Origin of the sequence: Paraburkholderia sp. D15 (assembly GCF_029910215.1) — a bacterium.
Taxonomy (GTDB): domain Bacteria; phylum Pseudomonadota; class Gammaproteobacteria; order Burkholderiales; family Burkholderiaceae; genus Paraburkholderia.
Genome location: NZ_CP110396.1, coordinates 1,607,985 through 1,621,474, shown reverse-complemented (window position 1 = coordinate 1,621,474; position 13,490 = coordinate 1,607,985). Strand labels below are relative to the sequence as shown.

Annotated in this window: 14 protein-coding genes; 7 read left to right on the top strand and 7 right to left on the bottom strand. The window is 64.2% G+C overall.

The window, feature by feature from the left end:
- The first annotated feature begins 61 nt into the window (after window positions 1-61).
- The 4 genes from LFL96_RS27110 to LFL96_RS27095 are packed head-to-tail and all read left to right on the top strand — an operon-like array spanning window position 62 to window position 3,668.
- Window positions 62-778 carry an ABC transporter permease gene (locus tag LFL96_RS27110; protein ID WP_281003776.1) on the top strand — a complete coding sequence of 239 codons (717 nt, stop codon included), beginning with the start codon at window positions 62-64 and terminating at the stop codon, window positions 776-778.
- The gene (locus tag LFL96_RS27105; RefSeq protein WP_281003775.1) at window positions 775-1,746 is read left to right on the top strand and encodes a glycine betaine ABC transporter substrate-binding protein; all 972 of its coding nucleotides are present in this window, start codon (window positions 775-777) and stop codon (window positions 1,744-1,746) included. Before LFL96_RS27110 ends, LFL96_RS27105 begins: the two co-directional genes overlap by 4 nt.
- Window positions 1,747-1,788: 42 nt before the next feature.
- Entirely contained in the window at window positions 1,789-2,442 is a 654-nt protein-coding gene (locus LFL96_RS27100) for an ABC transporter permease (RefSeq protein ID WP_281003774.1), read from the top strand.
- On the top strand, window positions 2,439-3,668 hold the full coding sequence (locus LFL96_RS27095) for an ABC transporter ATP-binding protein (protein WP_281003773.1): 1,230 nt from the start codon (window positions 2,439-2,441) through the stop codon (window positions 3,666-3,668). The genes LFL96_RS27100 and LFL96_RS27095 overlap by 4 nt, the downstream gene beginning before the upstream one ends.
- Window positions 3,669-3,770: 102 nt before the next feature.
- Here the strand turns inward: LFL96_RS27095 and LFL96_RS27090 are convergent, their stop codons facing one another.
- Both LFL96_RS27090 and LFL96_RS27085 read right to left on the bottom strand, forming a co-directional pair.
- Window positions 3,771-4,757, bottom strand: coding sequence for a LysR family transcriptional regulator (locus tag LFL96_RS27090; protein ID WP_281003772.1), 987 nt, complete (start codon window positions 4,755-4,757; stop codon window positions 3,771-3,773).
- Window positions 4,754-6,193 (bottom strand): MFS transporter, encoded by a 1,440-nt coding sequence (locus LFL96_RS27085; RefSeq protein ID WP_281003771.1) that lies wholly within the window; start codon window positions 6,191-6,193, stop codon window positions 4,754-4,756. Before LFL96_RS27085 ends, LFL96_RS27090 begins: the two co-directional genes overlap by 4 nt.
- Before the next feature lie 125 nt (window positions 6,194-6,318).
- Between LFL96_RS27085 and LFL96_RS27080 the strand changes: the two genes are divergently transcribed.
- From LFL96_RS27080 to LFL96_RS27070, 3 genes are all read left to right on the top strand, one after another.
- Entirely contained in the window at window positions 6,319-6,957 is a 639-nt protein-coding gene (locus tag LFL96_RS27080) for a metalloregulator ArsR/SmtB family transcription factor (protein WP_281003770.1), read from the top strand.
- Window positions 6,958-7,141: 184 nt separating this feature from the next.
- Window positions 7,142-7,423, top strand: a complete 282-nt coding sequence (locus LFL96_RS27075; RefSeq protein WP_281003769.1) for a hypothetical protein — start codon at window positions 7,142-7,144, stop codon at window positions 7,421-7,423.
- Between the two features lie 75 nt (window positions 7,424-7,498).
- Window positions 7,499-8,098, top strand: a complete 600-nt coding sequence (locus LFL96_RS27070; RefSeq protein WP_281003768.1) for a LysE family translocator — start codon at window positions 7,499-7,501, stop codon at window positions 8,096-8,098.
- A 68-nt stretch (window positions 8,099-8,166) separates the two neighbouring features.
- Here the strand turns inward: LFL96_RS27070 and LFL96_RS27065 are convergent, their stop codons facing one another.
- The 5 genes from LFL96_RS27065 to LFL96_RS27045 form a co-directional block, all read right to left on the bottom strand.
- The gene (locus tag LFL96_RS27065; RefSeq protein ID WP_281003767.1) at window positions 8,167-9,390 is read right to left on the bottom strand and encodes a crosslink repair DNA glycosylase YcaQ family protein; all 1,224 of its coding nucleotides are present in this window, start codon (window positions 9,388-9,390) and stop codon (window positions 8,167-8,169) included.
- A 121-nt stretch (window positions 9,391-9,511) separates the two neighbouring features.
- Window positions 9,512-9,784, bottom strand: a complete 273-nt coding sequence (locus LFL96_RS27060) for a hypothetical protein (RefSeq protein WP_281003766.1) — start codon at window positions 9,782-9,784, stop codon at window positions 9,512-9,514.
- Window positions 9,785-9,993: 209 nt separating this feature from the next.
- The gene (locus LFL96_RS27055; protein ID WP_281003765.1) at window positions 9,994-11,724 is read right to left on the bottom strand and encodes an FAD-dependent oxidoreductase; all 1,731 of its coding nucleotides are present in this window, start codon (window positions 11,722-11,724) and stop codon (window positions 9,994-9,996) included.
- Between the two features lie 133 nt (window positions 11,725-11,857).
- Complete coding sequence (locus LFL96_RS27050; protein WP_281003764.1) at window positions 11,858-12,850, bottom strand: DedA family protein/thiosulfate sulfurtransferase GlpE; 993 nt, start codon at window positions 12,848-12,850, stop codon at window positions 11,858-11,860.
- Window positions 12,851-13,067: 217 nt separating this feature from the next.
- On the bottom strand, window positions 13,068-13,319 hold the full coding sequence (locus LFL96_RS27045; protein WP_281003872.1) for a hypothetical protein: 252 nt from the start codon (window positions 13,317-13,319) through the stop codon (window positions 13,068-13,070).
- Window positions 13,320-13,490: the final 171 nt, after the last annotated feature.

Sequence of the window (13,490 nt, the reverse complement as noted above, 5' to 3'; positions counted from 1 at the left end):
GCCCCAGGCATCCCACTTGCTACCTCTATCTGGTCCCAACGACCCAACGAGGCGCAGATAGATGATTCACCGACCTGTCAGACTCCTCGGCAGCCTGACCGCTCTTGTCATAGTGATCGCGTTGCTATGCCACGCAATCGACCCCAAAGCGCTACACCAGTACGCCCCAGATCTCGTCTATTACACGAAGCGGCACCTGCTGCTGGTGGGCTATTCGATGGCCGCCGCGCTACTCGTAGGCATTCCGGCAGGCATGGCGCTCAGCCGCCCGCGCCTTGCGCGTCAGGCCGAGCGCTTCATGCAGATCTTCAACATCGGCAACACGGTGCCCTCGTTAGCCGTACTGGCAATCGCGCTCGGCATCTTCGGCATAGGCGATATTCCCGCCTTGGTGGCGCTATTCCTGGCGTCGCTGCTACCCATCACCCGCAATGCGTACGAAGGCATGAAAAACGTATCGCCCGCGCTGCGGGAGGCGGCCCGAGGTCTAGGCATGACCGGCTGGCAGTCGCTGCTGCGTGTCGAGTTGCCGAACGCAATGCCGATCATCATCGGTGGCGTGCGAACGGCGCTGGCGATTAACGTGGGCAGCGCGCCGCTCGCGTATCTGATCGGCGCGGACAGCCTCGGTACGTTGATTTTCCCGGGCATCTACCTGAACAACCAGCAGCAACTCCTGTTGGGCGCGGCGGCTACCGCCATACTCGCGCTGGTGCTGGACGGCATCGTCTCGGCAAGCAGCCGTTACTTGCTGGCCCGTCGCGGGGTGACAGCATGATGGCGTTATTCAACCGCAACCGTAACCGAAGCCACGTCCGCAATCACGACAACGATAGTCATCGCGTTAGAAGCCGCATCGGCAAATTCACCGCTGCCGCGCTGCTAACGCTATGCGCAGGTATCGCCGGCGTTCATGCAAATGCTACGACCCTTGTTGTCGGCGGAAAAAATTTCACCGAGCAATACGTTCTTACCGAGATCACGTCGCAGTATCTGCGCTCGAAGGGCTACACGATCGATGCTCGCACCGGTCTCGGTAGTGTCTTGCTGCGCAGTGCGCAGGAGAACGGCCAGGTCGACGTCACGTGGGAATACACCGGTACGGCAGCGCTCGTCTACGACAAGATCACCGAGAAACTCGATCCGAAAGCGATGTACGAACGCGTGAAGGCGCTCGACCAAAAACGCGGTCTCATCTGGCTCAACTGTTCGCCGTTGAATAACACGTACGCGTTGGGCTTACCGCAACAATTCGCGCAACAGACGGGCATCCGCACGATCTCGCAACTCGCCGCGAAGATCGACGCCGAACCGAACAAGAAGCACGTGTTCGCGATGGATGCGGAATTCGCCAATCGCCCCGATGGACTGAAGCCGCTCGAAGCCGCGTACAACATGCACTTCACGCGCGCGGAAACGCGCCAGATGGATCCGGGACTCGTCTACACCGCGTTGCATAACAACCAGGTGCCGATCGGTCTGATCTACACGACGGACGGCCGCGTGAAGGGTTTCGACATCGTCGCGCTGGAAGACGACCGTCATTACTTCCCGGCATACAACGCCACGCCGGTCGTACGAAAGGCCACGCTCGACCGCAACCCGCAACTCGCGACGCAACTCAACGCGCTCTCCGACGCGCTGAGCAACGACACGATGCTGGAGATGAACAAGCAGGTGGACATCGACGGCAAATCGGTACACGACGTCGCGGCGGAATTCATTCGCACGCACAGGTTGCCCTGAGCGCCCCGAACGCGCGACGCGTAGCCCCGGAGAAACCATTCCATGACTGTATTCGACTATCTATCGGCCAACTGGCCTGAATTGCTGCAACTCACCGCGCAGCACGTGTGGCTTGTCGGCATCGCCGTCGGCTGCGCGATCGTGGTCGGCGTGCCGCTCGGCATTCTGATCAATCGGCACGAGTGGCTGGCCGCGCCGTTGTTGAGCGTGGCCACCGTGATACTGACCTTGCCGTCGATCGCGCTGTTCGGCCTGATGATCCCGGTGTTCTCGCGCTTCGGCCAGGGCGTCGGCGCGGTGCCGGCGATCACCGCCGTGTTCCTCTACTCGCTGCTGCCGATCATGCGCAACACCTACCTCGCGCTGCGCAATGTCGACGCCGGCATCAAGGAGGCCGGCATCGGCATCGGCATGACCGTGTGGCAGCGGCTTCGGCTCGTCGATTTGCCGCTCGCGGTGCCGGTGATTCTCGGCGGCGTGCGCACGGCGGTGGTGATGAATATCGGCGTGATGACGATTGCCGCGGTGATCGGCGCGGGCGGTCTCGGCACGCTGATCGTCCGCGCGATCGGCCAGAGCAACATGATGAAACTGCTGGTCGGCGCGGTGCTCGTGAGCGTGCTCGCGATCGTCGCCGACCTGCTGCTGCAGGCGCTGCAACGCCTGCTGACACCGAAGGGAGTGCAAAAGACATGATCGAACTCGACCAACTGACCAAGACGTTTCAGCAGAAGGACGGCCAGCAGGTGAAGGCCGTCGATTCGGTCAGCCTGACCGTCGGCCAAGGGGAAATCTGCGTGTTTCTCGGCCCGTCGGGTTGCGGCAAGACCACGACGCTGAAGATGATCAACCGCTTGATCGCGCCGACCTCGGGCCGCGTGCTGATCGACGGCGAAGATACGTCCGGGCTGAACGAAGTCGAATTGCGCCGCCATATCGGTTACGTGATCCAGCAGATCGGCCTGTTTCCGAACATGACGATCGAGGAGAACATCACGGTCGTGCCGCGTCTGCTGGGCTGGGACAAGAAACGTTGCCGCGAGCGCGCCACCGAGTTGATGTCGATGGTAGCGCTCGATCCGAAGCAGTACCTGAAGCGCTATCCGCGTGAATTGTCGGGCGGCCAGCAACAGCGGATCGGGGTGATTCGCGCGCTCGCCGCCGATCCGCCGGTGTTGCTGATGGACGAGCCGTTCGGCGCGGTCGATCCGATCAATCGCGAGTCGATCCAGAACGAGTTCTTCCAGATGCAGCGTCAGTTGAACAAGACGGTGATCATGGTGAGTCACGACATCGACGAGGCGATCAAACTCGGCGATCGGGTCGCCGTGTTCCGTCGTGGACAACTGGTGCAATACGATCATCCGGATACGCTGCTCGCTCATCCGCGCGACGAATTCGTCGGCGCGTTCGTCGGCCAGGACAGTACGTTGAAGCGTCTATTGCTGGTGAAAGCCGGCGACGCCGCGACGCAACCCGAAACCGCGCACGCCGATCTGCCGGTTGCTCGCGCGTTCCAGATGATGGACGAGAGCGATAGCCGTTATCTGACCATCGTCGACGACCGGCAACAGGCGCTCGGCTTCGTCACGCGCCGCGCGGCGCGCGCGGGGCAGGGCGTGTGCGGCGATCATCTGACGGCGTTCAAGGCGACCGTCAACGCGGACGAGCATCTGCGGATCGTGTTGTCGAAGATGTATCAGTTCAACTCGTCGTGGATGCCGGTGCTGGATGCGGATGGCCGGTATGTCGGCGAGGTGACGCAGGATTCGATCGCGGATTACCTGAGCTCGGGGCGTTCGCGCCGGCAGACGGGACAGCCGGCAATCGTGTCGCCGGCGGTGGCGGCGGAGGCGGCCGCGGCCGCGGCGGCGAGTGCTGCGAACGAGCCTGCGGCGGGCGTGGTGGTTGGGCAGCATTGACGCTGAATAGCAAGCCATTCGACGCGTGCCGCCGCGAAAGCTTGCCGGGATGTTCAACCCACAAATGCTACGACGATCGACTAAGGAGGGGCGTCACGCCCCTCAATGCACCCCCACCCCACCCCGCGTCGCATCCACCACCGGCCACTGCGGCGTCTCGCCCAACCACGGCGTCGACGCCGGCGCGGAACGACCCGCATCCTCGAACACCTCGCCCAGCCAATCCACAAACGCCCGCACGCGCGGCGACACCTGACGGCTTTTCACATACGTCACCGATACAGCCACCGGCGACGCCTTGCACTTCGGCATCACCTCGACCAACTGTCCCGACGCCAGATACGGCATCACGGTCGCCCGGCCGGGCTGAATCAAGCCCAGCCCTTCGAGCCCGCAAGCCAGGTACGTGTGCTCGTCGTCCACCTGAACAAAGCCGCCGACCTTCGCCTTGCTCGTGCGCGCCGCCACGCTGAACTCGAAATCCATGCGCCGGCCCGCATGCACGGACGACCAGTTCACGGCAACATGACGCGCAAGGTCATCGACATGCCGAGGCTCGCCATGCCGCGCGAGATACGCGGGACTCGCGCACGTCACTCGGTCGAGCCAGCCCAGCCGCCGCACCAGCAAACGCGAATCAGGCAGTTCGCCGAGTTCGATGCTGCAATCCACGCTCTCGCCCCCCAACTCCGGCGCGCGATGATTCACGCCGAGCGCCAGCTCCACATGCGGATGCAACGTGTGAAACGACGCCAGCCGAGGCACCACGATCGACGCCGCGATCATGCCCGGCATCGCTACACGCAAACGGCCACGCAAGTTTTCCGGCCGGTTGAACAGACCCGATTCGACCTCCTCGATTGCCGCGAGAATCTGCGCGCAGCGCTCGTAGTACTCGGCGCCTTCCGCGGTCAGCGTCACCTTGCGCGTGGTGCGCACCAGCAATTGAACGCCAAGCAACGCTTCGAGCGACTGCACCGTGGTGGTCGCCGTGGCGCGTGGAATCTCCAGCGATTCCGCCGCCCGCGTGAAGCTGCTCGCATCGACGATGCGCACGAAAATGCGCATGGCTTGTACGCGGTCTATCACGATGCTCCTCCCGTCGAAGGCCGATCCGTCTGCTGCCGCGTCAGCCCGAAGGCGATGAGCGGCGCGAGCGCGAACGTGGCAAACAACCACAGCGCCGTGTGCTGCGCGCCGGGCAGCGCGGCCAGCGTCGTCAGTCCCGCGCCGTTCGCGACGAGACCCGCCAGCGCGGAGCCGACCGCCATCGAAAACAGTTGAATGGTGGTGATGGACAGCGACGCGAGGTTCTCCTCGCCAGGTCGCGCGGCGCTGAAGACGCACGTCAACAGAAACGGCCAGCCGATGCCGAGGCCAAAGCCGACGCTTGCCAGCGCCACGCACAGCGCCAGTTCGCCGCCGGTGCTGTCGAGCAGTCCCGCCATTGGCATCAACCAGGCGAGCGCGCCTAGCCCCAACGCTTCGATCAGCGGGCCGACGCGGCTCAGGCGTCGCGCGACGGCGGGAGAGCGTCCGGCACTGAACATCGAACCGGCCGACCAGCCGGCCGCCATCAACGCAGTCAGGTAGCCGGCCTCCAGCGGCGAGCGACCGTGAATGGTTTGCAGAAAATACGGCACGAAAATTTCGCTGGTGATGCCGATGCCGAGCAAACTCAAACACGCATAGAGACGACCGATACGCGTGCGGATCGAGTACGAGCCGCTCGGCAGCAGACGCGCGGCGTTGTCCTTGCGCTCGAGTCGCGCCAGCAGCCATACGAGCCCGAAACCCGCGACGACACCGGCCGCGTTCCACAGCATCCGCTCGCTCAACGTGGCGAGCGAGATCACCAGCGCGGACGCGCCCAGCACGCTGACCTTCAGCAAGGGCGTCGGCCCGGCGGCAACGTCGGATGCCGACGTGCGCTTGCCGTCCACCTCGCGATGGATGATCGCGGCGAGCACCGCCACCACCGGCAGCAACACCCAGAACGCAAGGCGCCAATCGCCGAGTTGCGCGAATACGCCGCCGAGCGCCGGGCCGCACAACGTCGCGACGCCCCACATGCCGGAGACGAAACCCATCGCGCGAGGCCACAACGATTCGTCGAACACGACGCGGATCAACGCGTAACTGAGCGCCAGCAGAATGCCGCCACCGAAGCCTTGCAGCGTGCGGCCGACGAGCATCCACGGCATGGACGGCGCGCTCGCGCAGACCACGCTGCCCACCGCGAAAACCGCGAGCGCGACGAAGTAGGCGGAGCGCGCGCCGAGTTTGGCGAGCAGGGGCATCGACAGCACCGACCCGAGAATTGACGCGACGACGAACAGCGTGGTGTTCCACGCATACAGTTCAAGGCCGCCGATCTCGTGCACGACCGAAGGCAGGATCGTCGTGGCGATATACACGTCCGTGGCGTGCAGCGCGACGCCGCCCGCCAGCGCCAGAATGCGCCAGCCGTTGCTGCCGGTCAGCAGATCGCCCCATGACGGCGCGGTGGATTGCAGATTTTTCATGTCGTGGACAGCCGTTCGTGGTTGACTTATTATGCAAGCATTGGCTTGGATAATAATGTGACCCGATGAGATATGCAAATGAAAGCTTGGAAAATTCAAAAGCGCCGGCAAACGCCGCGGTGGCCATGAACACGCCAGCCGTGCCGGTGGATCGCATCCTCAATCTGCTGAAGACGCAGGGGCCGTCGTCCACGGCGTCGATCGCGGCCGAACTGGGCATCACCGTCGAAGCGGCGCGTCAGCAGATTCAGAAGCTGCTCGGAGGCGGTCTGGTCGAAGGGCGACAAGCGTCGCAGGCGGGGCCGGGGCGTCCGGGTCAAAGCTGGGGGTTGACCGAAGCCGGCAACGCGCGCTTTCCGGATACGCATCCGCAATTGACCGTGCAGTTGCTCGGCTCGATTCGCCAGCTTTTCGGCGAAGCGGGGCTCGACAAGCTGATCGATCAGCGCGGGGTCGAGACGCGTGCGAATTATCTGGCGGCACTCAAATCGTCGAAGGGATTGAAGGCGCGTCTGACGAAACTCGCGGAGATTCGCAGCGCCGAGGGCTACATGGCCGAGTTGCAGAAGGATGGGCGCGACTGGCTGCTGCTTGAAAACCATTGCCCGATCTGCGCGGCGGCGCGTACCTGTCAGGGGTTTTGCCGCACGGAGCTGCAGCTGTTCGCGGAGATCGTCGGCGAGGAGGGCTCGATTGCACGAGAAGAACATGTGCTGGCCGGCGCGCGGCGCTGCGCGTATCGGATCACGCCAGCGGGCAAATAAACGCGAGCGCGGCGAACGAGCCTGAGACTTGTCGGGTCGCTCGCGTCGCGTATCGAGCGATGCTTTAACCCACGTCGTCTTCGCATGGATCGCGAATAGACGTCTCCGCGCGATCGGTATATAACCGAGTAACCGAGTGCAGGACAGGCTTGTTCACCGCTACTCAAACACGGGAAGACTCATCATGACGCAAGACGTTTCGCCCAAGCCACCCACGCCCACATCCACCACCGGCGACGGACCGGGTTTCGAACACCTTGAACATCTCGACGCGGCGCTGAATCACGTCGATCAGCAGGTCTCGTCGGGCAGCATCGCATCGGGCGCCGCGAAGGGCATTCTCTACAGCCTGATCGAAACGCTCGGCGCGTTCGTCGGCGATCCGGATCTGCCGGAGCACGCGCGTTCGGGTTACGAAGGGCTGCTGGAAGCCGCGCGCGAGTTGCGCGCCAGGCTCGATCATTGAAATCCGCCGACGTTTTTCGTCGGTACCGCCGACTGTGATAAAAAGGCGCACTGTTCCCAACACTGCGCCTTTTTCATGATCTCCGCGTCCGCTCTCGCGCTGCTCGCCATCGGCATTGTCGTCGTGCTGATCACGCCGGGCCCGACCAATACGTTGCTCGCGGCCGCCGGTCTGCGTCAGGGGCTGCGGCGGTCATGGCCGTTGATCGTCGCCGAATTGTGCGGTTACCTGGTGGCGATTTCCGTGTGGGGACATTTTCTCGTGCAAGCCGACCACGCATTGCCGTGGTTGCCTTCGCTGTTGCGCGTGGCGGCGGGCTTGTACATCGCCTATCTCGCGGTCGATATGTGGCGCGCCGCCGTCGCGCTGCCCGATTCCACGCAACGCAGCATCGGCATGCGGACGTTGTTCGTCGCGACGCTGCTGAATCCCAAGGGCTTGCTATTCGCCGGCACGATCTTTCCTGCCGTCGCCTTTGCGCATCTCCCCGCCTATCTGTTCGCGATGTCGATCTTCGCCTGCCTGCTGGTGCCGATCGCGCTCGCGTGGATCGCGTTCGGCGCGGCGCTCGGCAGCGGCAAGCTCGCGTGGCTCAATCCAGTGAAGATGCAGCGTGGCGCGTCGATCGTGCTTGGGGTGTTTTCGCTGTCGCTCGCATGGGCCGCGTTGCATTGAGTCGAAGGCGCGTGCCGAGTGACCTGGCACGCGGCGAAACAGAACAACGCAAGACGGGACGAGCTGCGCTACGCGTCCACGCCGTCGCTCACGCTCAACGCTTCGAGCCATTCCGCCGGGCCCGACGTCAACGCGAGTTGCGGCGTACCGTGCCAGTCCGCGCAACGTTGCAGCGCGCGGCGCAGATCGCCCGCAAGTCGCGCGCTCAAACGCACCCCAGGTTCGATATGCAGCGACTTCAACTCGAACACGCGTTGAGTACGGTGCGCTTTCGCATCCACGCGACCGACCAGCCGGCCGCGGCTCAACAGCGGTAGCACGAAATAACCGTATTTGCGTTTTTCCGCCGGCGTATAGCATTCGATCGCGTAGTCGAAGTCGAACAACGCAGCGGCGCGCTTGCGATCCCACACCACGGGGTCGAACGGCGACAGCACGGTCGTCACCGTCGACGCGAGCTTGCCGTTCGCGCTCTCGTCGAGTAGCGCAGCGAACTCGCGATGCACGAACGTGTCCTGCTTCCAGCCTTCCACTCGCACGGGAATCAGCTCACCGCGATCGGCCAGCGCATGCAGCTCGTCGCGATAAGGGCGACGCGGCAGCCGGTAGTAATCGGCGACCCAGTCGGCGCGCGCGATGCCCAGGGCGCGGCAGCTTCGCTGCAACACACGTTCGGCTACGACATCGGGCGGCGGTAGGTCGCGTGCATCGTCCCAATCAGGCAGCACGCGCTCGGTCACGTCGTAGACGCGATGGAAATTGCGCCGCTCGGCCACCATCAGTTGGCCGATCGCGAACAGCACCTCGAGGTGACGCTTCTCCGGCTTCCAGTCCCACCAGCCATTACCCGTGCCGGCTTCGCGCGCGAAATCCGCCGAGCGCACCGGCCCCGTCTCGCGGATGTGTTCAAGCAGCGCGTCGATCGCCGTGCGATGCTGCGCGTGCCATTCGGCGGCATATTTCCAGCCCATCCCGCCTGGATCGAGCATGCGATGCCGCAGCAACGCGTAATCTTCGGTCGGCACGAAGCAGGCCTCGTGCGACCAGTACTCGAACAGCTTGCCTTCGGCGAGATGTTCGTCGAGCCATTGCGGCGGATAGGCGCCGAGCCGGCTGAACAGCACGAGGTAAGGGCTGCGCGCGACCACGTGGATCGTGTCGATCTGCAATTGCGCCATGCGGCGGATCGCGTCGAGTACATCGGCTTTGACGGCCTTGCGGCGCGGCGGCGTCAGCAAACCTTGTGCGGCCAGATGCAGCGTACGTGCTGCGGAGAGCGGCAGAGTCTTCACGCGGTCGTCGGTCCTCGTCGGTCCATCAGTGACTGCGAAGGGAACGGACGCGAGGTCCGCATCGGCAGCCGCTACTGTAGCGTGAATAGCGCGGACGAACCGGCGTGCGCGTCCGGCTCGATCACCAGCCGCGCCCGTGATGACGATCCCAGCCGCGATGCCAGCCATGATCGTGGTGCCAGCGGCGGTCGCGGTAATAGTCTCCACGATAGCGGTAGCCGTAGGCCGGTTGCGGCGCATAGACGACCGGCGGTGGCGCGTAGACCGGCGGAGCGGCATACACCGGCCCCGGCGTGTTGACGAATACACCGACATTCACCCGCGCCGAGGTGGCAGTCGATACGCAGGCGGCGGCAAGGCCGAAGGCGGCGAATACGATCGCGCGTTGGATCATTGCTTGTCTCCTGTCGGCCAACCTGCGCGCCGGATGTTCAGGCGCGCCGTGAGTCGGCCCCATGCAACATGAGTTGCGGTCGAAAGGGTCAGCCATTCACTGTCGAATGGCTGACGACCATATTACGAGACAGAAAGCAAGACAGGTGCTACGAGTTGAAGGCGTGTGTAACAGCAGATTACCCGGTGAGCCAGGCAACGCCGTGATGCTTATGCGCCGAGCGCGACCGCTTCCTCTGCCGACACGGCCAGCAGTTGATGGATCTGCGCGACCACCGCCGCGCCTTCGCCGACCGCCGCCGCGACGCGCTTCGTCGAGCCGGCGCGCGCATCGCCGATCGCGTACACGCCTTCGACGCTGGTGGCGAGATCGCATGCCGAACCGCCGTCGACGGCCGCGCCGGTGAGCACGAAGCCCTTCTCGTCCAGTTCGACGCCGCAGGTGCGCAGCCAGTCGGTATTCGGATCGGCGCCGGTGAAGAGGAACAGATGGCGCGTATCGAAGTGATCGGTGCCGTCGGGCAACGGCTTCTTGAGACCGACGCGCGACAGGCCGCTCTCATCCGCGTCGAGGCGGCCGATTTCCGAATTCGGATGTACGAACACGTTCGGCAACGAGCGGATACGGTCGATCAGATAGCGCGACATGGTCGCCTCGAAGCCGCTGCGCCGGATCAGCACGTGGACCTTGGCGGCGTGCGTCGCCAGATAGACGATGGCCTGGCCCGCCGAATTGCCGCCGCCCACCAGCACGATCTCCTGACGCTTGCACAGCTTGGCTTCGACCGGCGATGCCCAGTAGAACACGCCGCGTCCGTCGAAACGGTCGAGGCCTTCGAGCGCTGGCCGCCGGTACACCGCGCCGCTCGCGATCACGATGGTGCGCGCGGTGATGTGCCCACCGCACTTCAGTTCCAGCCGATACGGCGACTCCGCGCAATTGAGCGCCTTCACGTGAACCGGAATCGCGACGTGCGCGCCGAACTTCTGCGCCTGCACGAACGCGCGGCCCGCCAGCGCCTGGCCGGAGATGCCGGTCGGAAAGCCGAGATAGTTTTCGATTCGCGAACTCGCGCCGGCCTGGCCGCCCGGCGCGCGGCTGTCGAGCACGATCACCGACAGGCCCTCGGAGGCCGCATACACGGCCGTTGCGAGCCCGGCGGGTCCCGCGCCGACGATCGCGACGTCGTACACGTGCGAGTCGTCGAGGTCGGGCAGCAGACCGAGACAGGTCGCCAGTTCCGGCATGCTCGGATGACGCAGCACCGAGCCGTCCGGACAGATCACGAGCGGCATGTCTTCCTTGCGCGCGGCGAATTGCTCGATCAGACGCAGCGCGTCTTCGTCGCGTTCATCGATCACCGAATGCGGATGGCCGTTGCGCGACAGGAAGCCTTGCAGCATCACGAGGCGCGCATCGCTGCTGTTGCCCAGCAGAATCGGGCCACCCGCGCCCTTTTCGATCAGCGACACGCGACGCAGGATCAGTGCGCGCATGATCCGCTCGCCGAGTTCGGCCTCGGCGACGAGCAATGCGCGTAATTGGGTCGGCGGAATCAGCAGCGCGTCGACGGCGCTCAGCGCCATGCCGTTGACCAGCGCGGGCTTGCCCGACAACTGTCCGACTTCCGCCAGAAAATGCCCGGCGCCATGATCGGCGATCACCACTTCGCGGCCGATCCCATCGCGCTGATAGACCTTCACGCGTCCTTCGAGCAGCACGAACATGCCCGGACCGGTGCGGCCCGTTTCGAACAGCAGCTCACCAGCCTCCCAATGGCCCATTTCGCCGAAACGGCGCAGCCGCTCGATTTCCGCGCAGGTCAGCGAGGGGAACATCTGGTGCATGCGCGTCGCGAGATTCGAGAATGGCGCGTCGGCGACGATGGTTTGGGGTTGTGCTTCAGCTTCTTGAGTCGAGACGTCTTGAGTCGAAAGCATTGAACCGCTCCTTCGGTGTTCATTGATTGTTTGAACGAGACGCGGACGGGACCGCGCATCAGACGCGGGCACGACGCGCGAAGCGGTGCGACGCGGCGCGCAAGGCGCCGGCGCGATGGCGCTGCCTGCTGCGTTACACGGCTTTCGGCGCGACGCCGTCGACCGCGATGTCGGGCGGCGGCACGTCGGGCAGCGCCTCGACGGGCCTGCCCGAGTCACGCCATGCTTCCATGCCGCCGCGCAACGGCAGCACGTCGGAGAAGCCGGCCTCGTTCAACTGCTTGGCCATCCATGCCGCGGAGATTTCGTTCGGGCAGGAACAGTAAATCACCAACTTCTGATCGTGCGGATACGTGGCGACGATCTCATCCAGCTGCCGTTCGTCCGCGAACTGCGAACCGGGAATCACGAACGGATCGAGCTTGCGCTTTTCCATCGAGCGGATGTCGAACATCACCGGCGTCTTGCCCGTGGCCACCAGCGCGGCGAGTTCGTCGACCTCGATACGTGCGGACGCAAGCTTCGAAATCAACTGGCGACGGCGAATCCAGCGGTAAGCCGCGTACAAAAGCAGCAACGCGACGACCACCAGCGCGGCCGTGCGGCCGAGACGCCCGGCCATCGCGAACAGCATGTCGATCTGCTTCGCGAACAACGCGCCGATGATCAGGCCCGTGCCCGACCACAACGCGGCGCCGACGCCGTCATACGTGAGGAACGTGCGGTAGCGCGTGCCCATCGCGCCGGCCATCGGAATCGAGACGATCGACAGACCGGGTACGAACTTGGCGACGGCCAGCACCCGCACGCCCCAGCGTCCGAAGAAACGCTCCGTCTTCTTCACGCAGGTATCGCGTGACAGCGACAGGCGGCAAATCGTCTTCAGCGTATTGCCGCCGTACATGCGTCCGGCGAGATACCAGGCGCTGTCGCCGATCAGCGTGGCGAAGATGGACAGCACCAGCACCGGCAGCAACTGCGTTCCCACCGACCCCGGATGCATGGCCGCCATGGCCCCGAACAGAACGAGCGACGGCATGGCCGGCACCGGCAGTCCAATGGAAGCGGCCAGCACGTTGACGAAGACGAGCGCCGGTCCGTATTGCTCGACCAGATCATGTAGCATCGGCTTACATCCGCGACCCTTTCGGGAGCGGCGCAGGTAGGGGAAAGCGAAGGAGAATGCAGGGATTATGGACGTATTTTCGAGACGTGCAAACGTCAGGAAAACTTGTGCTTTTTTTCGTAGTTGAAAGCGCGGTTGCGGCGTTCTGAAAGCGTAAAAACGACACGCGGTATGAACGCTCTCGCGCTCATACCGCGTGTTTTTACTTCAAGACCTGTTACTGACGATGATTGTGCTGTTCGCCCGGCAGCTCGGCGCCATGCGCGCGGATCGCGGCAATCAGTTCGGCTGGCGTGATTTCGTAGCGCACTTCGCGATGGATGCCGGGCTTGCGCTCGTCGACTTCGATCAGAAGAATGCCTTTGCCGTCTTCTGTCGATTCGAGGCGCAGCGTGCGAAGTTCGCGCGCCGTTGCGTCGTCGTATTCGGTGAGCAGGGCCATTGACCCGGAGGACCCGGTAGTGCGCATCGAAGTTGTCCTTAATCCGTTGTGTTGATCGAACCATTGTACGGGCAGGATGCCGCGCCGTCTGTCGCGCCATGTGCACGCCTCGCCGTGCCGCCCGTTCATTTCCAGCTTGCCCGGATTCGCCTTGCGCGTTGCCTGGCGCGGCCCGCCGGGCAGCGGACGCCGTGACGC